Annotated in this window: 27 protein-coding genes, 1 tRNA gene and 1 pseudogene; 19 read left to right on the top strand and 10 right to left on the bottom strand. The window is 70.3% G+C overall.

What is annotated here, in order from left to right; genetic code table 11:
• Together G3I65_RS20475 and G3I65_RS20480 are read right to left on the bottom strand one after the other, a co-directional pair.
• A pseudogene (locus G3I65_RS20475) lies at nt 1–220 on the bottom strand (3-carboxy-cis,cis-muconate cycloisomerase); the annotation flags it as partial.
• A 255-nt stretch (nt 221–475) separates the two neighbouring features.
• Entirely contained in the window at nt 476–1,018 is a 543-nt protein-coding gene (locus G3I65_RS20480) for a DinB family protein (protein WP_160697533.1), read from the bottom strand.
• Nucleotides 1,019–1,228: 210 nt separating this feature from the next.
• On the opposite strand from G3I65_RS20480, the gene G3I65_RS20485 reads away from it, so the two are divergent.
• Nucleotides 1,229–2,074 (top strand): DUF11 domain-containing protein, encoded by an 846-nt coding sequence (locus G3I65_RS20485; protein ID WP_160697534.1) that lies wholly within the window; start codon nt 1,229–1,231, stop codon nt 2,072–2,074.
• Nucleotides 2,075–2,097: 23 nt separating this feature from the next.
• Here the strand turns inward: G3I65_RS20485 and G3I65_RS20490 are convergent, their stop codons facing one another.
• Complete coding sequence (locus G3I65_RS20490; protein ID WP_160697535.1) at nt 2,098–2,634, bottom strand: AAA family ATPase; 537 nt, start codon at nt 2,632–2,634, stop codon at nt 2,098–2,100.
• A 112-nt stretch (nt 2,635–2,746) separates the two neighbouring features.
• Between G3I65_RS20490 and G3I65_RS20495 the strand changes: the two genes are divergently transcribed.
• Nucleotides 2,747–2,822, top strand: a tRNA-Lys gene (locus G3I65_RS20495).
• 78 nt (nt 2,823–2,900) lie between these two features.
• Here the strand turns inward: G3I65_RS20495 and G3I65_RS20500 are convergent.
• A complete protein-coding gene (locus tag G3I65_RS20500) occupies nt 2,901–3,203 on the bottom strand; it encodes a hypothetical protein (protein WP_160697536.1) in 303 nt (100 codons plus the stop codon).
• 178 nt (nt 3,204–3,381) lie between these two features.
• Between G3I65_RS20500 and G3I65_RS59050 the strand changes: the two genes are divergently transcribed.
• Nucleotides 3,382–3,747 carry a GntR family transcriptional regulator gene (locus tag G3I65_RS59050; protein WP_160697554.1) on the top strand — a complete coding sequence of 122 codons (366 nt, stop codon included), beginning with the start codon at nt 3,382–3,384 and terminating at the stop codon, nt 3,745–3,747.
• A gap of 123 nt (nt 3,748–3,870) precedes the next feature.
• Here G3I65_RS59050 and G3I65_RS20510 read toward each other — a convergent pair whose 3' ends face one another.
• The gene (locus G3I65_RS20510; protein WP_203612445.1) at nt 3,871–4,515 is read right to left on the bottom strand and encodes an ester cyclase; all 645 of its coding nucleotides are present in this window, start codon (nt 4,513–4,515) and stop codon (nt 3,871–3,873) included.
• Here G3I65_RS20510 and G3I65_RS20515 point away from each other — a divergent pair.
• The 6 genes from G3I65_RS20515 (at nt 4,502) to G3I65_RS20540 (ending at nt 11,258) form a co-directional block, all read left to right on the top strand.
• Entirely contained in the window at nt 4,502–5,149 is a 648-nt protein-coding gene (locus G3I65_RS20515; protein ID WP_160697537.1) for a TetR/AcrR family transcriptional regulator, read from the top strand. The two genes, G3I65_RS20510 and G3I65_RS20515, sit on opposite strands and share 14 nt — an antisense overlap.
• A gap of 526 nt (nt 5,150–5,675) precedes the next feature.
• Nucleotides 5,676–6,179 carry a histidine phosphatase family protein gene (locus G3I65_RS20520; protein WP_160697538.1) on the top strand — a complete coding sequence of 168 codons (504 nt, stop codon included), beginning with the start codon at nt 5,676–5,678 and terminating at the stop codon, nt 6,177–6,179.
• Nucleotides 6,180–6,234: 55 nt separating this feature from the next.
• On the top strand, nt 6,235–8,574 hold the full coding sequence (locus tag G3I65_RS20525) for a xanthine dehydrogenase family protein molybdopterin-binding subunit (RefSeq protein ID WP_309235586.1): 2,340 nt from the start codon (nt 6,235–6,237) through the stop codon (nt 8,572–8,574).
• On the top strand, nt 8,571–9,413 hold the full coding sequence (locus tag G3I65_RS20530; RefSeq protein ID WP_160697540.1) for a xanthine dehydrogenase family protein subunit M: 843 nt from the start codon (nt 8,571–8,573) through the stop codon (nt 9,411–9,413). The genes G3I65_RS20525 and G3I65_RS20530 overlap by 4 nt, the downstream gene beginning before the upstream one ends.
• Entirely contained in the window at nt 9,410–9,871 is a 462-nt protein-coding gene (locus tag G3I65_RS20535; RefSeq protein WP_160697541.1) for a (2Fe-2S)-binding protein, read from the top strand. The genes G3I65_RS20530 and G3I65_RS20535 overlap by 4 nt, the downstream gene beginning before the upstream one ends.
• Before the next feature lie 85 nt (nt 9,872–9,956).
• A complete protein-coding gene (locus G3I65_RS20540; protein WP_160697542.1) occupies nt 9,957–11,258 on the top strand; it encodes an alginate lyase family protein in 1,302 nt (433 codons plus the stop codon).
• A gap of 44 nt (nt 11,259–11,302) precedes the next feature.
• Here the strand turns inward: G3I65_RS20540 and G3I65_RS20545 are convergent, their stop codons facing one another.
• The 3 genes from G3I65_RS20545 to G3I65_RS20555 all read right to left on the bottom strand — a co-directional run bounded on the left by G3I65_RS20545 (nt 11,303) and on the right by G3I65_RS20555 (nt 12,941).
• Complete coding sequence (locus tag G3I65_RS20545) at nt 11,303–12,019, bottom strand: trypsin-like serine protease (RefSeq protein ID WP_160697543.1); 717 nt, start codon at nt 12,017–12,019, stop codon at nt 11,303–11,305.
• 162 nt (nt 12,020–12,181) lie between these two features.
• On the bottom strand, nt 12,182–12,553 hold the full coding sequence (locus G3I65_RS20550; protein WP_125306002.1) for a hypothetical protein: 372 nt from the start codon (nt 12,551–12,553) through the stop codon (nt 12,182–12,184).
• A gap of 22 nt (nt 12,554–12,575) precedes the next feature.
• A complete protein-coding gene (locus tag G3I65_RS20555) occupies nt 12,576–12,941 on the bottom strand; it encodes a hypothetical protein (RefSeq protein ID WP_160697544.1) in 366 nt (121 codons plus the stop codon).
• 447 nt (nt 12,942–13,388) lie between these two features.
• Here G3I65_RS20555 and lanKC point away from each other — a divergent pair, with 447 nt between their 5' ends.
• Nucleotides 13,389–15,944 (top strand): class III lanthionine synthetase LanKC, encoded by a 2,556-nt coding sequence (gene lanKC, locus G3I65_RS20560; RefSeq protein ID WP_160697545.1) that lies wholly within the window; start codon nt 13,389–13,391, stop codon nt 15,942–15,944.
• A 607-nt stretch (nt 15,945–16,551) separates the two neighbouring features.
• Here lanKC and G3I65_RS20565 read toward each other — a convergent pair.
• Nucleotides 16,552–16,965, bottom strand: coding sequence for a thioesterase family protein (locus G3I65_RS20565; RefSeq protein ID WP_160697546.1), 414 nt, complete (start codon nt 16,963–16,965; stop codon nt 16,552–16,554).
• A complete protein-coding gene (locus tag G3I65_RS20570; RefSeq protein ID WP_160697547.1) occupies nt 16,959–18,239 on the bottom strand; it encodes a hydroxyacid-oxoacid transhydrogenase in 1,281 nt (426 codons plus the stop codon). The genes G3I65_RS20565 and G3I65_RS20570 overlap by 7 nt, the downstream gene beginning before the upstream one ends.
• Nucleotides 18,240–18,374: 135 nt before the next feature.
• Here G3I65_RS20570 and G3I65_RS20575 point away from each other — a divergent pair, with 135 nt between their 5' ends.
• The 9 genes from G3I65_RS20575 to G3I65_RS20610 all read left to right on the top strand — a co-directional run.
• Nucleotides 18,375–20,033 (top strand): thiamine pyrophosphate-binding protein, encoded by a 1,659-nt coding sequence (locus tag G3I65_RS20575; RefSeq protein ID WP_160697556.1) that lies wholly within the window; start codon nt 18,375–18,377, stop codon nt 20,031–20,033.
• 214 nt (nt 20,034–20,247) lie between these two features.
• Nucleotides 20,248–20,421: a hypothetical protein gene (locus tag G3I65_RS56485; protein ID WP_166640346.1), complete on the top strand. Its 174-nt coding sequence runs from the start codon at nt 20,248–20,250 to the stop codon at nt 20,419–20,421.
• 206 nt (nt 20,422–20,627) lie between these two features.
• Nucleotides 20,628–20,831, top strand: coding sequence for a cold-shock protein (locus G3I65_RS20580; protein WP_086855961.1), 204 nt, complete (start codon nt 20,628–20,630; stop codon nt 20,829–20,831).
• A 64-nt stretch (nt 20,832–20,895) separates the two neighbouring features.
• On the top strand, nt 20,896–21,120 hold the full coding sequence (locus G3I65_RS20585; protein ID WP_160697548.1) for a heavy-metal-associated domain-containing protein: 225 nt from the start codon (nt 20,896–20,898) through the stop codon (nt 21,118–21,120).
• A 163-nt stretch (nt 21,121–21,283) separates the two neighbouring features.
• The gene (locus G3I65_RS20590) at nt 21,284–22,318 is read left to right on the top strand and encodes an NAD(+)/NADH kinase (protein WP_160697549.1); all 1,035 of its coding nucleotides are present in this window, start codon (nt 21,284–21,286) and stop codon (nt 22,316–22,318) included.
• On the top strand, nt 22,315–23,214 hold the full coding sequence (locus G3I65_RS20595) for a thiamine pyrophosphate-dependent dehydrogenase E1 component subunit alpha (RefSeq protein WP_160697550.1): 900 nt from the start codon (nt 22,315–22,317) through the stop codon (nt 23,212–23,214). The genes G3I65_RS20590 and G3I65_RS20595 overlap by 4 nt, the downstream gene beginning before the upstream one ends.
• 11 nt (nt 23,215–23,225) lie before the next feature.
• A complete protein-coding gene (locus G3I65_RS20600; RefSeq protein WP_160697551.1) occupies nt 23,226–24,182 on the top strand; it encodes an alpha-ketoacid dehydrogenase subunit beta in 957 nt (318 codons plus the stop codon).
• A gap of 79 nt (nt 24,183–24,261) precedes the next feature.
• A complete protein-coding gene (locus tag G3I65_RS20605; RefSeq protein WP_160697552.1) occupies nt 24,262–25,524 on the top strand; it encodes a helix-turn-helix domain-containing protein in 1,263 nt (420 codons plus the stop codon).
• Nucleotides 25,525–25,542: 18 nt separating this feature from the next.
• The coding region (locus tag G3I65_RS20610; RefSeq protein ID WP_160697553.1) for a histidine kinase at nt 25,543–26,331 on the top strand (789 nt) is incomplete at its 3' end.

The following is a 26,331-nucleotide window of genomic DNA, read 5'->3' on the forward strand; positions in this document are numbered from 1 at the left end:
CCCGCGCCAGCTCGGCGACGTCGATCCGCGCGCTGCCCGCCGCTGCCGTGATCGCCTCCGCGGCCTCGGGCGGTACCGTCTCGAGCCGCGCCTGCGCCCTCGCCAGCGCTGCCTCGGCGTCGAGCATCGCGCGCAACCAGGCCTCGTCGCCGGTCGACGCTTCGGCCGGCGTACCGGCCCGTACCGGGGACAGAAGTCCGGAATCGGGGTCGACACTCATGCCGTCAGCATCGCACGCGCCCGGCCTCGGCGACTGTCACGCGGCCGCGTCTGACACCCTCACTGCCAAGAGCAGCACTCCGTCCATGAAGGACACCGCAGGAACCGCCGACGCTGTTCCTCTCCATGGCCCGGCGCACCCAGCGGCACCACCACGATGGCCGCCGCTTTCGCCGTCTCGATCCCGACCGCCTTCGTTTCGCTCGTGGTCAACCTCCTGTTCCGGCTTCGCGGCACAGCGCGGAAGCCTTAGCCGCTATTCGCCCGTCACACCGTCGATCCGCTCGCGGACCAGGTCGGCCTGACCGCAGTGCCGCGCGTATTCGCCGATCATGCGCAGCATCAGCCAGCGCAGTGCGAACGGTTCGCCCGTGCTGCGTCGCACGCCGGTCTGGTCCAGCGAGCTCGCCGCGACGATCTCCCGTGAGCGCGCGCACTCGGCGTGCCACAGCGCGAAGGCCTCGTCCACGTCGCCGTCGAGCGAGGTGAAGTCCTGCTCCGGGTCGTCGTCGGAGTAGTACAGGTTCGGGACGTCTTCGCCGGCGAACTGGATCCGGAACCACCAGCGTTCGACGCCGGTGAGGTGCCGCAGCAGCCCGTGCAGGGTCAGCGTCGACGGTGGTACCGAGCGTTCGGCCAGGCGGCCAGGATCCAGACCGGCGCACTTCAGTTCGAAGGTGCGCCGGTAGTAGTCGAGGCTCTCGGTGAGGGCCTGCCGCTCGTCGGCGAGCGGTGTCGGGTCTTCGCGGGGGCCGGTCAAGCGGGCCGGGGCCGCGACCGGGGTGCTGTGTTCGGTCATGTGCGGAGCGTGCCACGGGGGTCCGACAATTTTCGGGGCGCCGGGGTGTCCGGTGACCGGGCAACGACCCGGAAACCCCAGTTCAGACACGGTTTCGAGAACCAGGTAACGAATTTCGGGGACGGCCGATCTGATCTTCGTCACCCCCGCTGCGCACACCGGTTTCCCCGGCCGGAGCGGCGCCCCTCGGTTCGGAACCAGGAGATCAAGATGCAGCGAACCGGACGAAGAACCGCAGTACTGGCCGCGCTGACGACCGCGGCCCTGATCGCGGCCCCCGCCGTCGCGTCCGCGGCGCCCCAGCCCAGTTCGATCGACGTCAGCGCGACCACCGTGCACGCGGGCGACACGTTCACGGTCACCGAGCAGCTGTACAACCCGACGGACTTCACGGTCACCGGCGCGAAGGCCGCGCTCTACGCCAAGGAGAAGCCGGTCGTCGACCTGGTGAACCTGGTCTCCTGCACCGGCGCGATCGCGTGCTCGCCGTACCTCAGCAGCTTCCGCGGCGGCGTCGGCGACCTGGGCGCCGGCGAGAGCAAGACGGTGACCTTCACCTTCCGGGTGAAGGAGGACGTCGAGCCCGGCCAGTTCACGCTGCAGCACCAGTTCGCCGGCGACAACTACGCGTTCGGCGTCGAGGACGGCCCGGCCCTCACCGTCGCCGCGCCGGACGAGGCCGACGTCAAGGTCGCGCTGACCGGAACCGTGCGTCCCGGCCTGGTCGCCCGCGTCGACTACGTGATCACGGTGTCCAACACCGGCCCGGCGACCGCGACCGGCGTCCGCGTGACGGCCAACGCGGGCTCGGGCCGCACGGTCACCTCCTTGACCGGCTGCACCCGCTCGGGCGCGGCCCTGACCTGCGCGATCGGCAATCTCGCCCCGGGCGCGTCGGCGACGGCGAAGTTCAGCTCCGAGGGCGGCTTCTTCGCCTGGGGCGCGTTCACGGCCACGGCCCAGCGAACGGCGAGCGCCCCGGCCGACCCGGCCGCGGCCAACGACAAGGCGTCGAAGAAGTGCACGGCCTACACCGGCCTGTTCGTGCAGTGCTGACGACGTTCGTCCACTGAGGAGCGTCACAACCTGAAGGCCGCCGAGCGGGCGCGTTGCCGCACCGCTTCGGCGGTTTCTTCAATCGTGTGGCCGGTCGTGTCGATGACGTTCCGTTCGAGCTCACCCAGCGCGGAGAACGCCGCGTGCATGCCGGTGAGCGGCTCGACGTCGGTGAGTTCCGGCGCACTCCGAGCGGTCCCGCGCGCGAGGGTGACTTCGAGGTCCGGCCGCAGGACGACGTAGAAGAGGTCCAAACCGCCCCGCTTCGCGGCCGCGCGGAACGGCTCCAGCGCCCACGGCCCGACCACACCGTCGAGAACGACGTCGTAGCCCCCGCGCGCGTACCCGCAGGCGGCCTCGGCGATCACCCCGAGCACGACCTCGTTCTGCCGCGCGGCCTCGGGCAGGTACGGCGCCACGAACCCGGTCCGGATCCAGACGTAGAAGCTGTCGGTGTGCAGGTGCACGGTGGCCCGCGGCGCACCCTCGGTGACCAGCCGGGCAACGGTCGACTTCCCGGCGCCGGGCGGCCCGGTGAGGATCAGCAGGGAACCAAGCATCCCCGCATCATGGGCGGGGGAGCGGCCGAGAACCAGTCTTGACCTTCGGGGCGGCCTCAGCCGCACCCCGGTGTGGAGGTGCCGGACCAGGGCCTGGCTAAACTGGGGGCGCGGGCCGTTAGCTCAATTGGTAGAGCTGCGGACTTTTAATCCGTAGGTTCTGGGTTCGAGCCCCAGGCGGCCCACCAAACGCCCAGGTCAACGCATTGTCTTCCAGCCGGACCAAGATCATCCGACCGGAAGACTCCCGGTTTACTGCCCCGTCCTCATCGTCGAGGAGGGTGGCGACCGTCTTGTGGAACGTCCGGAAGGTCACCCCACTCGTAGCCAGCGTGAGCCACGAACGGCCGCCACGCGCGGTTGCGCACGTTGGACGCCTCGAGGACAGTACCGGTGCTGCTGGGGAAGATCGGCCCGTCGCGGTTCTTCGCGGTTGCCCGGCGCCGCACCAGCAGCGCAACGCACCAGTCCGGCAAAGGGATGTCGCGGTCCGCGTTCAGGGTCTTGCCGCGATTGAGGACCTTGCCGCGGCCATTCGCGCGAATGACGTTCCCGGCCATGACCAGCAAGCGGCGTGACGATCGTGAGCAACGACAGCGCCACAGCCGTCCGGCTGTACCTCGAACTCCGGGATCCCGAATCACTCGTCCACGGGATCGCGGCTCGAGATGACGCTGCCGTTGAACATCTCAAGCCGTCCCCGTTTCTGTTGACGCAGGCGATGATGGCGGCCAACACTACGAGCGGATCGCCGATTGGCTGCGCAAGCGGATCCGCACGGGCAGCCTTGCTGCGGGGGAGCACCTTCCGACGCGTGACGAACTCGCCGCGACGTTTGACCTATCCGAGCCGACAGTGCGTCAGGCGCCCGGTCCCCGGCGGTCGCCCGCGGAAAGACCAGCCCAGCGGCCACCCGCCGGAGGAGCCGCGAACAGTCGCGCTGAAAGGAGATGTCCTCGTCAGACGGGCAGTTCGCCAGGATGGTCGAGCCGGGCGCATCGGTTGCGTCCGTGTGTGCCTAACGTCCATCCCGTCGACCTCCCGAGGGCGATCAAGCCTGTCAAGGGGGCACTTCCGCGGTACGGTCGCCGGCAGTCGGAAGGTGCCCCTTGACAGGCTTGATCGGGCTAAAGCCAGGTCGACGGGATCGACAAAAGAGGCCCCATTTGTTGGTGGATGCAACTAGATGTAGTCGACATATGTTCACCTGAGGTGTCTGACAGGAGCCCCGGTGTGTTATTCGGTTGGCGTCGTCGGAGCTTTGCCCTGAGCGTATGAACGCTTCACGCGCCGCTTGGCCACGGCCATGCGGAGCAGGTAGGCCGGTGTCGGCGGGATCCAGCCGAGCTGGCGGGCCGTCCCGAGGTCGTCACGGTCGGCCCAGTGTTCGGTGATCCGGCCGTCGCGCACCCGAAACCAGTGCGACTGGCTCATCGTGAACGCGCGCCCGGTCGGGGGGAACACGCTGTCGATCGAGCCGTCGTCGGCGTAGAAAGCGATCGGAGCCGTGTGCGTGCCGATCATCGACGAGTCGACCGCGACCAGCTCGCCGCTGGCGACGGTGTGGTGGATCTCGTAGTGCAGACCCTCGAACGCCGCGCGCAACCACTGCGCGGTCGACCAGAAGCCCGCCGCGCCGGCCACCCGCGAGGACGGCGGCTGGACACGGTTCTCGTGGTCGACCGCCTCCGGGTGGTAGAGCGGGTCGAACTCCGCGCGCGACCCGGTCGCCATGAGGTGGATGCTGTGCACCGCGACATCGACGAGACCACCAGTGCCGCCGGTGGCCGTGGTGGTGGACTGTGAAGGGCTCACGATAGCCTCCGATTCGATATAGCTGGAGTTAATCGAAAGTGTGGGACCGCCCGTGACCGACGTCAAGAGCCCAGGCAAACGTCGCTACGACTCGTCCGGCCGGCAGGCCAAGGCCCGTGAACGCCGCATCGAGGTCGTCGAGGCCGCCCGCGCGCTGTTCGAGCGCGACGGGTTCCGCGCGACCACGATCACCGCCATCGCCGCGGCGGCCGGCGTGTCCACCGTCCAGGTCTACAAGGCCTTCGGCAGCAAAGCCGAGCTGGCCAAGGCTGTCTTCGATATCGCGCTCGCCGGTGATCACGAACCCGTCGCAGTCGCCGACCGACCGGCATCAACCCGAGTGCACGAGGAGCCCGACGTCCGCCGCAAGATCGCGCTATTCGTCGACGGGCTGTGCGAGCGCCTGGCCCGCTCGGCCAAGGTGCAGATCCTCATCCGCGACGGTCGCCACGTCGACGAAACCCTCGAACCCGTGTGGGTCGCTCTCAACCAGGAGGGCCTGGCCGGCATGACGCAGCTCGGACAGCACCTACTCGACACCGGACAACTACGCCCCGGCATCGACATCGCCGAGGTCCGCGACGTCCTTTGGAACTACCTCGCAATCGACAACTACGAACGCCTCGTCCTGCACCGCGGCTGGACGCTGCCGCGCTACCGAGACTGGCTTACACGCACCATCGCCGACGCGCTGCTCTGAACGCTCGCATACGGTGGGATCCCGGGCATGACATCTGGCCGAGCCGCTGGCGGAACATCTAGAGGTGTCCTTCTTTGCCGGTCTATTGCCCGGTTTTCAAGGCCAAACGATGGCTATGCGAGCTCCGGAGGCGCAGAGTCCGCCGACAAGCGGTCGTACTTGTCGGCGGTACAAGTCTGCAGCGAACAGGGTCGAACACTGCGATCCACGGAACATGAGCCCCCTGACCATGCCTCCGCGTCCGACGATCTTGTACCGCGGGCCAGTGGCGGATCCCTGGCGGCCCGCCGGAGCTGAACACGTGCGCGGGCGAAACCGGGGACACCGCACTCATCGCCCGCTCCAGGCCCTCCGGACGAGTCCAGCCGACAAGCCTCGCAACTCGCCGACACCACCCCCGGCGAAAAATGCACCTCTTCGAGCGCCGAAGCCGCGCGCAGAGCCTCCGGTCGTTCGGGCGGCATCTGATCACGCGAAAACGCCGAGCCTGACGTGCCTGCCGCCGCGGGCTCGTTACGCTCGGCCGATGGACGCGCCCCGACGGCTCATCGTCGTCCGCCACGCCAAGTCGGACTGGTCGGACGACCTCCCCGACCACGATCGTCCCCTGGCGCCCCGCGGGCTCCGCGCCGCGCCGAAGCTCGGCCGCTGGCTCGTCGACGCCGGCTACGTCCCCGAGGTCGTCTTCTGCTCCACCGCCCGTCGCACGCGCGAGACCTGGCAGCACGTCGCCGCCGAACTCCCCACCGCGCCGCCCGTGACGTTCGACGGAGACCTCTACGGCGCCGACGTACCCGAACTGCTGAACGCCGCGAGCCGGACGCCGCCCGAAGTCGCCACCGTCGCCCTGGTCGCGCACGAGCCCGGGGTCAGCGACCTGACCCTGCACCTCGCCGGGCACGGCGACGACACCCGCGACGTCCAGGTCAAGTTCCCCACCGGTGCCGCCGCCGTGCTCGAAACCACCGACCCCTGGGACGCGCTCGCCGCCGCGAAGCTCGTGGCCTTTTTTCGTCCCCGCGAGGCCTGAAAGTCGTCCTTTCGTAGGACGCGGGCCACTCGCCGAAGGTGGCACGGTGGGATTCGTGGCGGGACTGATCGGCGCGCGAGTGCGCCGCACGGAAGACCTTCGGCTGCTCACCGGCCGCGGGCAGTTCGTCGACGACGTCGAGCTGCCGCGCATGCTGGAAGCGGCCGTTCTGCGCTGTCCGCTGCCGCACGCGCGGATCACGCGGATCGACACCGGCGCGGCCGCGCGGCAGGCGACCGTGTTCACCGGAGCCGAGGTCAAGGCCCTCGTGAAAGCTCCGCAACCGGTGATCTGGCGGAACGTTCCCGACATGCGGCTCACCGACGCCTACCCGCTCGCCGTCGACCGCGTCCGGTACCCCGGGCAGGGCGTTGCGGTCGTCGCCGCGAGGGATCGGGCGGCCGCCGAGGACGCGCTCGAGCTCATCGAGGTCGAATACGAAGAACTGCCCGCCGTCAGCACTTTGGAGGAGGCCCTCGCCGAAGGGGCGCCACGGCTCTACGACGACTGGCCCGACAACGTCTGTGCGCGCACGACGGTCACGACCGGGGACGTCGCCGCCGCGTTCGCCGAAGCCGACGTCGTGCTCGCGGAGTCCTTCCGGTTCGCGCGCCAGCTGGGGACGCCGCTGGAAACACGCGGCGTAGTCGCGAACTGGGATCCCTTCACGGGGAAGCTCGACGTGTGGCTCGCGACCCAGGCCCCCAACCTCGCCCGGGAGCTGCTCGCCGAGGTCCTCGGCCTGCCCGCGGCCAAGATCCGCGTGCGGACCCCGGACGTCGGCGGGGGATTCGGCAACAAGTTCGACTTCTACGGCGACGAAGTCCTGGCCGCGCTGCTTTCGCACCGCACCGGGCGGCCGGTGAAGCTGATCGAAGACCGGGTCGAGAGCTTCGTCGCCACCGTCCACGCGCGCGAGCAGAAGATCGACGTCGAGTACGCCGCGAAGGCCGACGGCACCATCACCGGCGTGCGCGGCACCGTCCACGGCGTGCTCGGCGCCGAACTCGGCACGATCGCCTTCGGCCCCTGCTACACCGCCGCGGCCTGCATCACCGGGCCGTACGCGATTCCCGCCGTCGAGATGGACGTCGTCGCCGTCATGACCAACCGGACGCCGTACGGCTCCTACCGCGGCTGGGGCCTGCCGAAGGCGAACTTCGTACAGGAGCGGATGATCGAGCTGCTCGCCGCGCGGCTGAACATCGACGCGCACACCGTGCGACGCCGGAACTTCGTGCCCCCGGAAGCGTTTCCGTACCAGAGCCCGGTGTTCGTCTACGACAGCGGGCGCTACGCCGACTGCCTCGACCTGTGCCTCGAAGCCGTCGCGGAAGCGGGCTGGGCGGAGCGTGTCGCCGAAGCCAGGGCGCGCGGTGCGTGCGTCGGCATCGGGTACTCGTTCCACAACGAGATCACCGCGTTCGGCCCGAGCCGGATCGTGAACCTCAGCGGGCTGCAGCACTCCGGGTTCGACGAAGAGGTCGTGCGGATCGACGCCACCGGGCACGTGACCGTCCACACCGGACAGTCGGCGATGGGGCAGGGCCTGCACACCGCGCTGGCCCAGATCGCCGGCCACGCGCTCGGCGTCCCGTTCGACGACGTCACCGTCGTCTCCGGCGACACGGAATCCTGCCCGTACACCGGGTACGGCACCGGTGCGAGCCGCGCGGCCGCGGTCGGCGGCGCCGCCGTGCTCACCGCGGCGACACGGCTCAAGGCAAAGGTGCTGCGGATCGCCGCCCACCTCCTCGAAGCGTCGCCGGACGACCTCGTCGTCGAGAACGGCCGGATCTTCGTCGACGGCGTCCCGCACCGGTCCGTCGGCATGGCGGAGGTCGGCGACGCCGCGCACCGGCGTCTGGCAGGGCGGCTGCCGGAGGACGAGTCGCCGACGCTGCAGGAACGCGAGGTCTACGACCCGGTCAACGTCGCGACCGCGTTCGGCTGCACCGCCGTGCTCGCCGAAGCCGACCCCGAAACCGGCGTCGTGACCCTGCTCGGCTACCTCGTCGCGCACGACTGCGGCACGGTGATCAACCCACTGATCGTCGACGGTCAGCTGCACGGCGGCGCGGCGCAGGCCATCGGCGGCGCGCTGTACGAAGAACTCGCCTACGACGACGGCGGCCGGATGCTGACCCGGACCTTCCGCGACTACCTGGTCCCGTCGGCGACCGAGATCCCGCCGTTCACGCTCACGCACATGACCACCCCGGCCGACCACATCCCCGGTGGCTTCAAGGGCATGGGCGAAGCCGGGGTGATCGGCGGTGGTGCCGCGATCGCGCACGCCGTCGAGGACGCGTTGCGCGATTACGACGTCAAGATCACCGCGTTGCCGATCACGCCACCCGGGTTGCTGGCCGCGATCAAGCGGGGTGCGCGATGAAGGCCGCCGCGTTCGAGTACGTCCGGGCGGAGTCCGTGGCGGACGCGATCTCGTCGCTGGCCGCCGAGGGGGCGCAGGTGCTCGCCGGCGGGCAGAGCCTGGTGCCGTTGCTGAACATGCGGCTCGCGCGGCCGTCGCTGCTCGTCGACGTCAACGGTCTCGAGGAGCTCTCCTACATCCGCCGGGACGGCGAGCACGTCGAAATCGGCGCGCTGACCAGGCAACGCGCCGTCGAAACGTCGGACGTCGTGCGGCGGGACGTGCCGCTGCTCGCCCAGGCGCTGCGGCACGTCGGCCACGTCGCGACCCGCAACCGGGGCACGCTCGGCGGCAGTCTCGCGCACGCCGATCCGGCGGCCGAACTACCCGCCGTTGCGGTCGCCCTGGACGCGGAACTCCTGGTCCGCGGGCCGCAGGGTGAACGTGTGGTCGGCGCGCGAAAGTTCTTCGAGAGTCCATTCAGGACGGTCCTGGCGCCGGGCGAGCTGCTGACCGCGGTCCGGTTCCCCGTACGACAGGCGGCGTGCGCGATCGAGGAGCTTTCCCGGCGCAGCAAGGATCTGGCGCTGGTCGCGGTGTTCGTCACCCTGGAACAGGAGGACGGCCGGTGCGCGCGGGCGCGGATCGCCGTGGCGGGGGCCGGCCCGACGCCGATCCGGGCGGTCGCGGCCGAGGAGCTGCTGCACGGCCGGTCGCTCGACGACGCCGTGATCGCCGAAGCCGCGCAGGAGATCGCGGCTGCCACCGATCCGCCGTCCGATCTGCACGCGCCCGCCGACTACCGCCGCGAGATGGCCGCGGTACTCGGGCGGCGGGCCCTCACGAAGGCGGTCCGATGAAGGTCTCCCTGACGGTCAATGGCCAGCCGTGCAGCGCCGACTGCGAACCGCGCCGGACACTGGCCGACTTCCTGCGGCACGACCTGGGGTTCACCGGCGTGCATGTCGGCTGCGAACACGGGGTGTGCGGCGCCTGCACGATCACCCTCGACGGCGCGACCGCGCGGGCGTGCTGCCTGCTCGCCGTGCAGGCCGAAGGTGCCGAGGTCACGACGGTCGAGGGTCTGGCCACGGGCGGCGAGCTGCACCCGCTGCAGGAGGCGTTTCGCGACCACCACGGTCTGCAGTGCGGATTCTGCACGCCCGGCGTGCTGGCGACGGCGGCCGAGCTGCTCGCGGGCAACCCGGACCCGTCCGAGGCCGAGATCCGCGAGGCGCTCGCCGGCCACCTCTGCCGGTGCACCGGCTACCAGTTCATCGTGGACGCCATCCGCGCGGCCGCGGCCAAGCCGGCCTGAACGGAGGCATTGCCCCAGCCGAGTTCACATGCGTACTCTCCATTCACTCACAGGTCTGATGTTCATATTTGTGAATGGAGCGGACATGGTTTTCCGCCACACCGTCGTGGCCGCGCTCGCCGCGCTCGGCCTCGTCGCCACGTCGCTCGCCGCGCCCGCGGCGGAGGCCTCGCCACGAAGCTGCACAGTCCCGGTCATCGGGCCGGTCTGCGCTCCCGGCACCGCCGTCCTCGACGGCCACCAGCTGCTCCGGACGAAATTCGCGGCGCTCGCCGGCGAAAAGACGTCCCGCACGGCGTTGAACAACCTCCTCGCCGCGGCGAAGTCCGACCTCACGACGGGGCCGTGGAGCGTCACGTCGAAGGAGCAGGTCCCGCCCAGCGGTGACAAGCACGACTACCTGAGCCTCGCGCCCTACTGGTGGCCGACGACCGAGCCGACGCCCGAAAACCCGTGGGGCTGCCCGTTCGTGCAGAAGGACGGCCAGCGCAACCCCATCGTCGACGAGATCACCGACCACGCCTACCGCGGTGACGCCTTCGCCGCGATCTACCGGCTCGCGCTGGCCTGGTACTACACCGGGGACGCGCGCTACGCCCAGCGCGCGGCGCTCGACCTGCGCACGTGGTTCCTCGACGCGGCCACGAAGATGAACCCGAACATGAACTTCGCGCAGGGCATCCCGTGCAAGGTCGACGGGCGCGGCATCGGCATCATCGAGTTCTCCTACACGCTGACCCAGGTCGTCGACGCGACCGCGATCCTGGCCACCGGCGCCCCGGGCTGGACGACTGCCGACCAATCCGGCATGACCGGCTGGTACTCACAGTTCCTCGACTGGCTGCGCACCAGCAAGAACGGCACCGACGAAGCCAAGGCCCAGAACAACCACGGCAGCTTCTACGACATGCTCGCCGCCGCGCTAGCGCTCGGCACCGGGCAGCGCGACCTGGCCGAGACGATCGCGCGGAACGCCGGACCGGGGCGGATCGCGGCGCAGATCCAGGCGGACGGCAACCAGCCGCAAGAGGTGAGCCGCACCCGTAGCTGGCACTACTCGAACTTCAACCTCGTCGCGCTGACGCGGCTCGCGCAGATCGGCAAGCACGTGGGTGTCGACCTGTGGCACTACACCGCACCCAGCGGCGCGACGCTGTTCAAGGCGGTCGACTACCTGATCCCGGCCGCCACTCAGGGCCAGTCCACATGGCCGTACCCGGAGCTGGACTTCCGGCCGTACGCGGCGCTGGACGTCCTGCACGCGGCGGCCGACGCGGGTGATCGCGCCGCGCGAACGGCGTTGCCGTCGGTGCCGGTCCAGCCGGGCGGCGACCTCTACCCGGTCCGGCCCGCCGCCGAACAGCTCGACGACATTTCCACTTCCTGATGGCAAAGGGGCCCGGTCGCGACCGGGCCCCTTTTCTCCGGGAATCAGACCCCGGCCACCTGCGAAATCCAGCTGCGATAACGCGTGATGTTCGTGTACGCGGTGTTGTTCACGCGGTCGCTGGTCGACGCGACGCCGACCTGGCGGCCGGACGCGAACATCGGGCCGCCCGAGTCGCCGCCGGCGGTGATGCCGTTGACGCGGTTCGCGCAGACCGCGACCCCGCCGGTGTAGTCGCTGCAGCTGATCGAGTTGACCCGGACCGTCGCGACCTTCAGGTAGCGCGACTGGCAGTTGATCTCGGAGCCGCACTGGCTGGTCGCGCCCCAGCCGTAGACCGAGACGTTCTGCCCGACCGCGACGTCACCGACGCTGCCGAGCGGCGAGTACGACGCGCTGACCGAGGTCGTGAGCTTGACGATCGCCAGGTCGGCGGCGCCCGGGTAGCGCGTGATCGTGGAGCCGGTGGCCGTCGTGCCGCCGCTGGTCTGGTCCAGGCTGCCGATCCGGAACGTGTAGGTGCCGGAACTGCTGACGCAGTGCTTGGCGGTCAGGATGTACTGCGGCGCGATGATCGTCGCGGTGCAGTTCTGCTGGCCGTTCACGAACAGCCGGGCCGCCCAGGGGCCGCTCGTGGCGGTGCTGCCGCCGATGATCGACGGCTGGGCCTGCGGGGTGCTCTCGGCGGCCGCGGGGCCGCCGAGGCCGACGACGGCCAGTGCGGTGCTCGCGGCCAGCAGGACGAACTTGCCGAATTTCACGCTCACTCCTTTGCACGCGGGGGAGAACCGCGTGGGGGAAAGCCGGTGGGGACCGAACGACAAGAGTGTCCGAGTTTTAGGCGAATGTCCGGAACCGACGAAAGTCGCCGGTCGAATCCGTATTTATTGGCCGCGCGGGGTCTACGTGCAGTTCCCGTACTGCTAGGCCGCGATCTTGGCCGGCGCGGACCTGCGCAGCCAGTACAGCCCGATGACGGGCAGGACGAGCGGGATGAACAGGTAGCCTTCGCCGTAGACCGACCAGACGGTCGGGTGGCGGAAGGCGGCCGCGTCGACCAGGCTCAGCGTGCCGATTGTCAGCACGCCCAGCAGCTCGATCGAGCAGGCCACGAGGGCCACGCGCCACCAGCCGTCACCGCGGCGGGCCAGCGCGATCGTCGCGACGATGTAGACGACGGCGGCGAACGCCGAGAGCAGGTAGGCGAGCGGGGCTTCGTGAAACTTCGTGCCGATCTGGACGCCGGCCCGCGACGTCGCGGCCAGCGCGAAGATCGCGTACACGGCGACGAGCACGCGTCCTGGGCCGGTGGCCGTCCTACGCTGTTGCTCCACTCCACACCTCGTTCAGTCGCAGCACCATCACCGGGATGGCCAGGCACGCGATGCCCAGCACCGCCGTGCTCGAGCGGCTCCGCTCGGCCAGCGCCCAGGCGGCGCCGACCGGCAGCACGACCAGGCTGCCGATCAGGTAGGCCAGGTAGGTCGCCAGGCTGCCGGGGCGGTCACCGCCGGCGAGCAGCACGATGCCGATCACCAGCTGCGTGACCAGCAGCAGCTCCAAGACCGCGAGCGCGACCAGGAGGGGGTTGTCCGGCAGCCGGTTGCGTGCCGACTGGATGAAGCTCCACAGCGCGACGAGCGTGGCGGCCACAGCGACCGTCACGGCGAATCCGGTGATCACCCGTTCCTCCTTCCGCTCGCCGGGCGCCAACTTACTCCGTGGTACCGGCGGGGCCGTCCGCCGAGGTGCCGAGGCGTGGCGCGGGCCACGTCGCGCTCCACTGTGGACGATTTCCGGATCACGCGACCTGCAGCCATCGGGTGAATTGATCACCGGCCCGCCTTGATGGCATTCTGCCAATTCGGCGGGTTATTCCGTCCGGCCCTTGCGTGGACCTGCGGCAATGGCGCAAAAATCTTCGTGTTACACCACTATGGAGTGGTGGAGCGTCCCGGAAAAATTACCCTGGGTTCAGCTGGCGACACCCGATTGACCTTTTTACCTACCTCGGATAGCGCAGTTGAACCCCCGGGTTGGCGGATTGGCCAAGGGGCGTTCGGTATGGGGGAATGTTCCTCGTGCGGGGGCCGCGGCGCCCCCGGGGGAACGCATGGAGGGGTGTCCCGGATGGACCTGCGCTACGAAGCTTATTGCTTCGCCGACCCGTTGTTCTACGACGAACAACCGGAAATCGGCACGCCGGTCGAGGAATTCGCTTCGGCGCTGCCAGTGCCGTCCGGCTGGGTCACCGCCGACTGCGGTGTCTGGCGCGTGCTGCACCCGCGAGGTCAGGTTCTGCCTGGCCAGGGATGGAAGATCGACGTCTCCGCCGGGCTGGACAACGCTCGCCGCGTACTCGAGCAGGTGCACGAGTACTGCCTGGAGCACCGCCTCTCGTACAAGCACCTCCGCTCGGTGCTGACCCTGCTCGCCCGGAATTCGAAATACGCGCCGCGGGACGGCAGCGCCAAGCTGGCGACGATTTACCCGGCGGACGACCGGCAGCTCGAGCGGGTTCTCGAAGACCTCACGGCCCGGCTCGAGGGCGAGCACGGCGCCTATATCCTGAGCGACCTGCGATACGGCGACGGGCCGCTCTACGTGCGTTACGGTGGATTCGTCGAGCAGTGGGTTGAACACGACGGCAACCGGGTCCTGGCGATCCGCAAGCCGGACGGCCGGCTCGTCCCCGACAAGCGGGAGCCGACGTTCTCCGTCCCCGATTGGGTGAAAATCCCGGCATGTTTGCGGAGCAGCGTCGCCGCGCGTAAGGCTGGCGCCCCGGCCCAATTTCGCTACCGGGTGACGCGTTCCCTGCACCTCTCGAATGGCGGCGGCGTCTACATCGCCGAACCCGAAGCGGGCGGCGACGAGGTCGTCCTCAAGGAGGCCCGCCCGCACGCCGGGCTCGACAAAGCGGGGGTCGACGCCGTCGAACGGCTCCGGCGCGAGCACGACGTCCTCGACCGGCTGGCCGGCGTTCTCGGCGTGCCGCAGGTCTTCGAGCGGTTCACCGTCTGGGAGCACCACTACCTGGCGATGGAGTACGTGCCGGGCAGCTCGCTGGGCGACTGGCTGGCCCACAATTACCCGCTGACCAGGCGCGACATGACGGACGCCGACCTCGCCGCCTACGCCCGTCGCGCGTTCGAAATCGTCAACGGCGTCGAGAAAACGATAGAGGCCATCCACGCCCGCGGCATCGTCTTCGGCGACCTGAACCCGCTGAACATCCTGGTCGACGACGACGGCCGGATCTCCCTGATCGACTTCGAGACGGCCTTCGACGTCGAGTCCGGCGACCGCCCTGCACCGGGCGCGCCCGGCTTCCGCGCGCCGGCCGACCGCACCGGCTTCGAGATCGACGAGCACGCGCTCGCCGCGTTACGGCTGTGGCTGTTCCTGCCGCTCTTCCAGCTAACGGAGCTCGCCCCGGCCAAGCTGCCCGGCATCGCGGAGTTCGTCGAACGCCGGTTCGCGCTCCCCGAAGGCTACGTCGACGCCGCGGTCGCAGCGCTCGCTCCACGCACTGCCTCCGTGCGGTCAGCGCCGGTCACTACCGAGCTCGACCAGGAGAAACCGGACTGGCCGCTGGTCCGCAAGCAGATCGCCGAAGCGGTCCTGGCCAGCGCGACCCCCGAGCGCCAGGACCGGCTCTTCCCCGGCGACATCGAGCAGTTCCGCGTCGACGGCGCCTGCTTCGGCGTCGGTGCGGCGGGCGTGCTGCACGCCCTGGACGTCAGCGGCGCCGGCCGGTTCCCCGAGCACGAGCGCTGGCTGATCGACGCGGTCCACCGCGACCCGCCGAGCCGCCCCGGCTTCTACGACGGCAGCTACGGCATCGCCTACGTGCTGGAGAACTTCGGCCACCACGGCGAGGCCACCAAGCTGCTGGCGTCGTCCGCGCGGCTGGTCGAGCAGACGACCGACCACGCCCTCGAAAGCGGTCTCGCCGGCATCGGACTCGCGATGCTGCACTTCGCGACGGTCCGCCAGGACAACGAGTTCGGCCGCCAAGCGCTGACCACGGCCGTCCGGCTCGCCGAGGCTCTGGAGACGGCCCCGCCGCCCGGGAACTTCGCGCGCGCCGGCCTGCTGTCCGGCTGGTCCGGACCCGCGCTGCTGTTCATCCGGCTCTTCGAGCGCACCGGCGAGCCCGCCTGGCTGTCCTTCGCAGACCAGGCGCTGACCCGCGACCTCGAGGAGTGCGTCGAGACCGACGACGGCTCACTGCAGGTCCGCGACGGCGCCGCCCGCACGCTGCCCTACGTCGGCGTCGGCAGCGCCGGGATTCTCATGGTCGCCGAGCAGTTGGCGCGGCACCGCCCGGACGCCGGCGCCTGCGAGAGCCTCCCGGCCCTGCGCGAGTCGTGCCGCGGCGAGTTCGTGATCCACCCGGGCCTGCTCTTCGGCCGGTGCGGGCTGGCGGTCGCGCTGGGCATGGATCCGAGCCCGTCGCCATCGACGCGCGTGGCGATCGACCTCCACCTGGCGCGGCTGTCCTGGTACGCGGTCCCGTTCAAGGGCGGCCTCGCGTTCCCCGGCAACAAGCTGCTGCGCCTGTCGATGGACGTCAAGACAGGCGGCGCGGGAATCCTCCTCGCGCTCGCCGCCCTGCTGGACGGCAAGGAGGTGCTGCCCCTCCTGGGCGGCACGCCGTCCCTCCAGACCTCCGGTCGCTGACCGGCGGACCCCTCGGCGTTGTGCGCGGATCGCGTGCTCGTAGTGGACGGGCGCGAAACCGCGGTGGGCAGCCACGCCGAACTGGTGGCCGTGTCCGCGCGGTACGCCGAATTCATGTGGGCTTGCGCGACACCGGTGCCCGACCATGCGGCCACCGGTGCCCGCCCGCCTGCTGGTGCAGGTGGTGAACCAGCCGGTACATCGACCGGTTCACCTGTGGGCGGTGGTGTGACCGTTGGCGGGGCGCCTACCGGCAACGGTCACACCACACTGAGTCCTTCCGTGGACGACGGAGCCGCGACCACCGGCGGGGCGCCTGCCGGCGGCGGTTCTGCGGTCACCTTGGGGCTGTCAGCCGGACACGATTCCCGGTGCCACCGGATCGACGCCTAGGTCGCCATCCGTGTCGCGAGCCGCACGTGTCAGCCGAGAGCTCGTCCACTGTGGACTGATCTCTGTGCTCCTCCAGCTTATCGCCGTCGGAAGGCTGGGGAAGCCCTTGTTTTCAATCTGTGGACAACTCGACGGTTTTCGAGCTGCCTGTGGATAACTCGACTCGATTCGCCGGTTCTGTCGGTGCCTTCGGGCATGATCGGAGATACCAACATCAGCTGGGTTGCAGTGCTTCCAGCGCCTCGCGCAGCTTGCCCGAGAGCGGTGTCGGCCGGCGTGACTCGCGGTCCACGAAGACGTGCACGAAGTGCCCTTCCGCGACCAGGGTCTCGTCGGCGGCGTACATCCCGATCTCGTAGCGCACGCTGGACTTCCCGAGGTGCGCCACCCGCAAACCCACCCGCAGCGAACCAGGAAAGGAAACCGATGAGTGATACCCGCAGTGCGACTCGACGCACAGCCCGATCGCCTCCCCGGTCTCGATGTCGAGACCACCCTGCTCGATCAGCCAGGTGTTGATCACGGTGTCCATCAGCGAATAGTGGACGACGTTGTTGACGTGTCCGTAGACGTCGTTGTCCTTCCAGCGCAGCGGGACCGTCTGCCAGTGGGGGTAGCCGTTCACCACAGCGACACCGACTCGCGCAGGATGTCCGACAGGTCTTCCTCGGAAGCCACGCGCGGAGCGGTGGCCAGCAGCCTTTGCTGCTTCAGCGTTCCCTCGACGAGGGAGTCCACATCGGACTCCGTGTAGCCGACGGCGCCGATGCCGTCCGGGATGCCGATCCGGCGCATCAGGTCGATCAGCACCGCGGGCAAGTGGTCGGCGAAGTCGCCGGGCCACTCGAAGTCGGGCGCCAGCAGGCGGGCGACGCGAAGGTGACGGTCCGGGGCCGCGTCGAAGGTGAAGCGGAACGCGGCGGGCGCGGTCAACGACACTGCCATTCCGTGCGGCACCATAGGTTCTTCGCCCGGGTAGCCGTCCGGGTGGAAGTTCCTGACCTGGCCGGCGATCGGGTACGCGTTCGCGTGCGGGATGTGCACGCCGGCGTTGCCGAAGCCGAGTCCGGCGAACGTCGCGGCCAGGGCCATGGCTTCGCGGGCCTTGAGGTCGCCGCCGTCGCGTACGGCCGCGGGCAGGGCCCACGACAGCAGCCGGAGGGACTGCTCGGCGAACATGTCGGCGAGCGGGTTGGCGCCGCAATACGGCACCCGCTGTTCCGGGCGCTTGCGCTCGAAATCGGTGTACGGCTTCGCGGTGTAGCTCTCCGCGGCGTGACACAGGATGTCCATGCCGCTGGCGGCGGTCACGCCGGCGGGCTGGCTGACCGTCAGGCGGGGGTCGACGACGGCGAGGGTCGGGCGCAGGCGCAGGTGGCTGATCCCGCTCTTGACGCGCAGGGACAGCACGTCGAGGACGCAGACCGTGGTGCTCTCGGAGCCCGTGCCGGTCGTGGTCGGTACCGCGACCAACGGCTTGAGGGGGCGGTCCGGTGCGCGGCCGCCGCCGACGGGGGCGTTGACGTAGTCCATCAGGTCGCCGTCGTTGCTGGTGAGGAGGTTCGCCGCCTTGGCGGTGTCGATCGCGGAGCCGCCGCCGACGGCGACGAAGGCGTCGTACGGGCCGGTTCCGCGGGCGAAGTCAACCGCCTTCTGCATGCTGACATCGGTGGGCTCTACGTGTACGCCGTCGAAGATCTCGGTCTCGATGCCGTAGCCGGCGATGCCGTCGGCGATGCGGCGGGGCCAGCCGGTCGCGGCCACTTGCGGGTCGGTCAGGACGAGCACGCGGTGGGCGCCGTACTGCGTCAGGTCGTAGCCGATCTCGTCGCTGGCGCCGGTTCCGTACTTCAACGCCGGTGCGCCATAAGTAAAAACGGTTTCATGTTCGGTTGCGGCCAAGACTGCGGTCCTCGCTCCCTTGATCGGCTAACAGTCGGTCAAAGCGGACATTCGGCCCATCCTTGCCGGGTTTCGGCGAAGATCACTTGACTGCACTGAACGGTGCCCGCCTAAGCTCTCCTCATTAGATACCAACTGGGAGCGACCGTCGCCCAGACGGCCGTGCGGATCCTGACCGAGGCGCGCGTCCGCCGCGTTTACGCGGTGGTCGGTGAGTCCTTCCTGGAACTGCTCGACGCACTGCAACGCGAGCGGGAGATCACGCTGGTCTCGGCGCGTCACGACGCGGGCGCGGCGTTCATGGCGGAGGCGGAGGGCAAGCTCACCGAGCGTCCCGCCGTGCTGCTCGCCAGCCGGGGGCCGAGCGCGGCGAGCCTGGCGATCGGCGTCCAAACGGCGTACCAGGACGAGACCCCGATGGTCGTCCTCCTGGAGACGCCGGCGACCGAACCGGTGCCCTCGTCGTCCGGGGAGCTGCCGACGTCGGACCTGACGGCGATGTTCGAGTCGATCGCCAAGTCGACGTTGCGGGTGACCGACCCGGACAGCCTGCCCGGGCTGCTGGCGCACGCGCTGACCACCTCGCAAGAGGGGCGGCCGGGGCCGGTCGTGCTCGGCGTGCCCTGCGACGTCTGGGGGATGCCCTACGACGCGGCGAAGCCGATGGCGCGGGTGCGGCCGCCGGCGTCCGGGACGCTGGGCCGTTCGGCGGACGCCGTCGCGCAGCTGGTGGACGAGGCCAAGTACCCCGTGGTGATCGTCGGCGGGCGGGCGCGGTCGGCGCGGGACGAGCTGATCGCCGTGGCCGACGAGCTCGCGCTGCCCGTCTACAACGCCTTCCGGCGGCAGGACGCCTTCCCCGAGAACCACGCTCGCTACGCCGGGCACCTCGGGCTCGGCATCCCGGCCCGGCAGCTCGACGCGCTCGAGCGGGCGGACCTCGTGGTCGCGCTCGGCACTCAGCTCGACGAGGTGACCACGCAGGCGTACCGCTACCCGACGCCGCAGCAGACGCTGGTGATGGTCGGGACCGGGATCGACGTCAGCCCGAAACGACGGGGGCTGACGTTCCGCGTCGACTCCGAGGTCGAGCCGTTCCTGCGGGAACTGCGAGCCGTGGCGTCGCCGCGGACCCGGCGGGCCTCGGCGGCGAACGCGGCCGTGCACACGTTCATGACGCCGCCCGACACCAGCGGGAACACGCGGGTGCACCCGGTGGACGTCGTCCGGGCGCTGCGGAAGCTGGCGCCCGAGGACACCATCGTGACCAGCGACGCCGGCAACTTCGCGCAGTTCATGCACCGCTACTGGTGCTTCACCGCGCCGCGCAGCCAGCTCGGTCCGAGCAACGCCGCGATGGGGTACGCCGTGCCGGCGGCCGTCGCGGCGAAGCTCGCCGAGCCGCGGCGGACCGTCGTGGCCATGGTGGGGGACGCCGGGACGCTGATGACCGGGCAGGAGATCGAAACCGCCGTGCGGTACCGGGCTCCGGTGATGGTCGTCGTCTTCCAGAACGGCGTGCACGGCGCGCTCGCCATGCACCAGGCGCGGACGCACGGGCGGCTGTCCGGGGTGTCGATCCCGCTGACCGACTTCGCTTCGTGGGCGCGTGGACTGGGCGCGGCCGGGTACACCGTGGACGATCGGGAAGAGCTGGAGCCGATCATCGCCAGTGCGCTGGTGCGGCAGCGGCCGTGCGTCATCGACGTGCGGACGGACCCCGATGTGGTGACGCCGGACGTCCGGCTTTCGGCGCTGCTCGGGCAGGCCCGTCCGCAACCTCCCGCCCAGTAACGATTTCACTCGGTTTCATTACGGGAAACGCCGGGAAAGTTGTGTGGTAGCACGACGAAGGCTCAGGTAGCCTGACGGTGTTCCGGTGGTGGTTCGCCGCTGAACCTTCCCGGCCGGGTCCCGGCGGGAGACAACCGGTTTCTGTCGGTGCCGCATGGCACCATCACGGTCATGACCCGCGCCGCAGCGGGCAGGGAACGAGGGGAGTTTCGACGTGACCGATCACCAGCACGCATCCGAACCAGCGCGGAAGTCCTCCGGCGTCGTACCGGTGCTGTTCAGCGCCTCCGCCGAGGCCCACGACGACGCCGTGGTCGCCGCCGAGCACGACACGGCCTGGCGTTCGCCGTTCACCACGGAAGGACTGCGCCCGGCGAGTGGCGAATAGCTCACCTCGCCCGGGTGAAGAGCGCTTGTCCGCCCTGGTCAAAGTGTGCTTTACTGCTGAAGGTCTCGATTTTTGTGTTCGTGATGAGTCACGCTCGCAGAACTCAGCGGGCGTAGTGTCTCCTCGCCGAGGAAGCAAACCGTCCGGGTGCTGACCCGGGTCGCCGAAGTGGCTTCCTGTTTTGGTGTTACACATGGAGATTTTTGATGACTCAGGGCACTGTGAAGTGGTTCAACTCCGAGAAGGGGTTCGGCTTCATCACCCCCGACAACGGTGGCGGCGACGTCTTCGTTCACTACAGCGAGATCCAGGGTAGCGGCTTCAAGAGCCTCGAGGAGAACGCTCGCGTCGAGTTCGAGATCGGCCAGGGCCAGAAGGGCCCGCAGGCCACGTCGGTCACCGTGATCTGACTTTGATCTTGGGGAAGGGCCGTCACCCGTTCGGGGTGGCGGCCCTTTTCGTATGCTGCGCACCATGATCGAGCACGGCTACACCGTCTCCGGGATGAGCTGCGGCCACTGCGCGCAGTCGGTCACCGAAGAACTCACGGCGCTGCCCGGAGTGACCGAAGTGGACGTCGACGTCCCGACCGGCCGGGTCGTCGTGCGCGCGGGGGCCGCGCTGGCCGAAGACGACGTCCGGAGCGCGGTCGAAGAGGCCGGTTACACCTACGAGGGTGTCGTCAGCCTCGTCCCGTAGCTGCGTCCGGTTGGTTTTTCTCCAGGTTGGACTGTCCACTGGAGATCACTCCGGTGACGTTCGACGCCTCCTGGGTGCCGCTCGGCACTGCAACGGCCTGCAACCCTTCCTTCCGCGCCGCCCGCGGAGTCTCCTGTTCTCCGGTGAAGTATCGGGAGGTCAGGTGGGTGAAACGGTGGCGGGGATCGTCGCGAATCCGGCTTCGGGACGGGACATCCGCCGGCTGGTCGCGCAAGCTTCGGTGTTCCCCACCGCGGAGAAGGCGAACATGGTCCAGCGGCTGCTGGCGGCGTTCGCCGTGACCGGGCTCGACCGCGCTCTCGTCTCGACCGACCTCGGCGGGATCTCCGCCGCGGTCCTGCGGGCGCTCGGCCGGGGCGGGACCTGGCCCAAGGTCGACTTCTGCGAGGACGACCCGCTCACCGGCACCGCGGCCGACACGACCAACGCCGTGCGGCGGATGGTCGAGGCCGGTGCCGGCGTCATCGTCGTCCTCGGTGGGGACGGGACCGCCCGCGTGGCCGCCGCGGCCTGCGAAGACGTGCCGATCATCGCGCTTTCGACCGGGACCAACAACGCGTTCCCGCAGATGCGGGAGGCGACCGTCGCGGGCTTGGCCGCCGGGCTGATCGCGACCGGGCAGATCGACCCCGACCTCGTCACGCACCGGGTCAGCGTGCTGGAGGTCGTCACGAAAGCGCGTCGCGAGATCGCGCTCGTCGACGTCTGCGTCTCGCTGAGCAAGCACATCGGGGCGCGGGCGCTGTGGGACCCGGCGACGCTCACCGAGCTGTACTGCACCTTCGCCGAGCCGGACGGCATCGGCCTCTCGAGCGTTCCTGGACAGCTCTGTCCCAGCCCTCGCTCCAGCCCGGACGGTGTCGCGCTGCAGCTCGGGCCCGTCGGGGAGACGCCGTACGTCGTGCAGGCGCCGATCGCGCCCGGGCTCGTGCGGCCCGTCGGGGTCCGGGGGTGGGGCGTCCTCCGGCCCGGCGTGCGCGTCGAGCTGGCCGCGGCCGGCGGCGTCATCGCGCTCGACGGCGAGCGCGAACTCGAACTGAAGACGGGCGAGAGCGCGTTCGTCGAGCTCAAACCGGATGGGCCGTGGTGCGTCGACGTCCGGGCGGCGATGGCCGAAGGGGCGCGGAAAGGGCTGTTGCGCACGGAAACCGCGTACGGGAAGGAGCGTCGAAGATGACGAGCACCCTGCGGGAGGCGTACCGCCTGATGCGCACCATCCGGGCCTTCGAGGAGCGGGTGCACCAGGAGTTCGCGAGCGGCGAAATCCCCGGGTCCGGGCACTGCTACGCCGGTGAGGAGGCCTCGGCCACCGGGGTCTGCCTCCACCTCGACGACCGTGACGCGATCACCGGCACCCACCGCGGCCACGGCCACTGCATCGCCAAGGGCGTCGACGTCCACGCCATGATGGCCGAGATCTACGGTCGCAAGACCGGGGCCTGCCACGGCAAGGGCGGCTCGCTGCACATCGCCGACCTCGCCAAGGGCCTGCTCGGCGCGAACGGCGTCGCCGGCGGTGGTCCGCCGCTCATCTGCGGTACCGCGCTCGCCGCGAAACAGCAGAACACCGGCGGCGTCGGTGTCGCGTTCGTCGGCGACGGCGCCGGCAACCAGGGGACGACGCTGGAGGCGCTGAACCTCGCGTCCGTCTGGAACCTGCCGGCGATCTTCGTCGCGGAGAACACCGGCTACGCCGAAGTGACGTCGAGCACCTGGTCCGTCGCGTCGGACAACATCGCCGACCGGGCCGCCGGGTTCGGCGTGCCCGGCGTGATCGTCGACGGGTTCGACTTCTTCGCCGTCCACGAAGCCGCCGGTGAGGCCGTCGAGCGCGCCCGCGAGGGCGGCGGCCCGACGCTGATCGAGGTCAGGTTCACCCGCTGGACCGAGGGCCTCGATTGCCTCGAACGGTTCCGGGCGCGCGTCACCGACCGCGGTGAGCTGGGCGAACCGGTCCTCGACGACATCGACGCCGAAGTCGCGAAGCTGATCGAGGACGCCGTCTCGGCGGCGAAGGCCGCGCCGAAACCCACGAGGGAAGACCTCGAGACCGACGTCTACGTGACGTACTGAGGAGCGCCGCCGTGGCCAGGACGATCAGCTACCGCGAGGCGATCGACGAGGCACTCGCGCAGGAGATGGCCCGGGACGGATCGGTGATCGTGCTGGGTGAGGGCGTCACCACGGGGCTCTTCCACCGGTTCCCCGGCCGGGTGCTCGACACGCCGACCGCCGAGTCGGCGTTCGTGGGCGCGGCGATCGGCGCCGCCACGCGCGGGCAGCGGCCGGTCGCGGAACTCGGGTCCATCGACTCGATGGGCGTCTGCTTCGACCAGATCTTCAACCAGGCCGCCAAGTTCCGGTACATGTTCGGCGGCAACGCCCGCACGCCGGTCGTCATCCGCACGGTGTACGGCGCCGGGCTGCGGGCCGCCGCGCAGCGTTCGCAGTGCCTGTACCCGATCTTCACGCACGTCCCCGGGCTGAAGGTCGTCGTCCCGTCGAGCCCGTACGAGGCGAAAGGCCTGCTCGTCCAGTCGATCCGGGACGACGACCCGGTGATCTTCTGCGAGCACAAGGCGTTGTACGACACCAGCGGCGACGTCCCGGAGGAGAGCTACGCGATCCCGTTCGGCGAGGCGAACGTCGTCCGCGAGGGCGGCGACGTCACCATCGTCGCGATCGGCCGCATGGTCGCCATGGCCGAAGGGGCCGCGCGCGAGCTAGCGGCCTCCGGGATCGAAGCCGAGGTCATCGACCCGCGCACGACCAGCCCGCTCGACACCCGGACGATCCTGGCGAGCGTCGCGAAGACCGGACGGCTGGTCGTCGTCGACGAAGCGTCGCCGCGGTGCAACCTCGCCACGGACATCTCGGCGCTCGTCGCGAAGGAGGCGTTCGGCTCGCTGCGGGCGCCGATCGAGATGGTGACGCCGCCGCACACGCCGGTGCCGTTCTCCGACGCGCTCGAAGACCTCTACATCCCGGACGCGCAGAAGGTCCTCAACGCCGCGAAGGCGGTCGTGGCGTACCGGCGCTGACACAGAGCGAGATCGTCGCCACCTTCCGATCACCGGATCGAAAAGGCAGACTGAGGAGGCAGAGCGCAAGGAGTGGCGGTTGGGTCAGCGAGACCTCGAGGCAGCGTTGCCGGCCGGGGCCGACCCCCGGCGGCACGCCCGTGTCCTCGCGCAGGTGCACGAAGCGGCCCTGGCCGGAAAAGCCCTGCCCAGCCGCCCGCGGGCGGTCATCGGCGCGTCCTGGCAACGGATGCGCCGGCTCGGCATGGACCCGGACGGCCGCGCGCCCGCGCCCATCCTGAGCGTCGAGGAGCTGGAGAACCGCCGCCGCACGAGCGGGCTGGCCGAAGCACTGCCGGCGCTGCGCGGGGGCCTGCTCACCCTCGCCGAGCAGGCCGCGCACATCATGGTGATCGTCGACGCGGGCGGCCAGGTGCTCTGGCGCGACGGCAGCACCGCGGTCCGCCGCCGCGCCGACGGGCTCGGGTTCGTCGAAGGCGTCGATTGGCGGGAAGAGTCCGTCGGCACCAACGCGATCGGCACGGCGCTGGTCGCGCGCCGCCCGGTCCAGGTCTACTCCGCCGAGCACTACGTCCGCGCCCAGCACTCCTGGACGTGCGCCGCCGCGCCGCTGCACGATCCGCGGGACGGCAAGCTCCTCGGCGTCGTCGACCTCTCCGGTCCGGCCCCGACCGTCCACCCGACGACGTTGGCGCTGGTCGACGCCGTGGCCCGGCTCGCGCAGGCGCAGCTGCGCACCACCCACCTCACCGAGCTCGAGCGGCTGCGGGGCTTCGCCGCCCCCGTGCTCGGCAAGGTCGGCGGGCCGGCCGTGGTGGCCGACGAGCACGGCTGGGTCGCCGCGGCCGCCGGGCTCGCCCCGGTCGACCGGATCGCGTTGCCCACCGGGCTCAAACCCGGCCGCGTCTGGCTGCCGGCGTACGGCAACTGCGCCGTCGAGCCCGTTCCCGGCGGCTGGCTGATCCGGCCGGCCGAGGACGATGCCGCGCCGCCCACCCGCGTCGTGCTCGACGTCCGGTCGCCGCGCGAGCCCGAGCTGACCGTGGCCGGCGCCACCGGCACCTGGACGCACCGGCTCAGCCCGCGCCACGCCGAGATGCTGTACGTGCTGGCGAGCCACCGCGACGGGCGGTCGGCCTCCGAGCTGTCGGCCGACCTGTTCGGCGACGCCGGCCGCACGGTCACCGTCCGCGCCGAGATGTCCCGCCTGCGCCGCCACTTCGGCGGCATCCTCGACGCGAAGCCGTACCGCTTCGCCGACGACGTCGAGGTGCTGGTCCGGCGGCCGCCGGACCCCGAAGCCGTGCTCCCGCACTCCCTGGCCCCGGCGATCCGCGGCTGATCCGGGAAAGATGGGGGCGTGCCGAAACGTCCCCTGCTGCCGGACACCATCGCGCCGAGCTGGCTCGTGGTGCAGCTGCTCGGCACGCTCTTCTTCGCCGTGACGCTGCTCACCGCGCGCGAGCCGGACCCACGTGTCTGGGCCGCTTACGGCGTCGCGAGCGCCTGCTGGCTCGGCTTCGTCGTCCTCGCGCCGCGGCTGCCGAAGACGGCCGCCGTGCTGCTCGCCGTCGCGAGCGTGCTGCCGGCCGCGCTGGTCGGCCGGGCCGGGGACTCGTCGGCGATCATCCTGTCCGCCGTCGCGCTCGGCAGGCTCGCGACGCTGACCACGACCGGCGTCGGCGTGATCCTCGGGATCGGCCTGCTCGACATCGCCCTCGCGGTGACGTCGCACGTGCTCGCCGGGCACAGCCCCGGCGCGACGCTCGCCGAACCCGCCGTGCTCCTGCTGCTCGTCCTGGTCGGGCTCAACCGCCGCCAGTACGAGGTGCAGGCGAAACAGGCCGAAGCGCTGCTCGAACAGACACGGCTCGCGCAGGCCGAGCACGCGCGCGCCGCCGCGCTCGACGAACGCACCCGGATCGCCCGCGAACTCCACGACGTCCTCGCGCATTCGCTTGGCGCGCTGGGGGTGCAGCTCGAACTCGCCGAAGCGCTGCTAGCGGAAAAGTCCGATGTGGACGGTGCGCTGCGGTCGGTCAAGCGGTCGCGCCGGCTCGCCGCCGACGGGCTCGCCGAGGCGCGGGACGCCGTCGCCGCGCTCAGACGGGACATCCCGCCGCTGGCCGACGTCCTCGCCGCGGCCGCC

It is taken from the genome of Amycolatopsis sp. SID8362, from assembly GCF_010550475.1.
Lineage (GTDB): Bacteria > Actinomycetota > Actinomycetes > Mycobacteriales > Pseudonocardiaceae > Amycolatopsis > Amycolatopsis eburnea.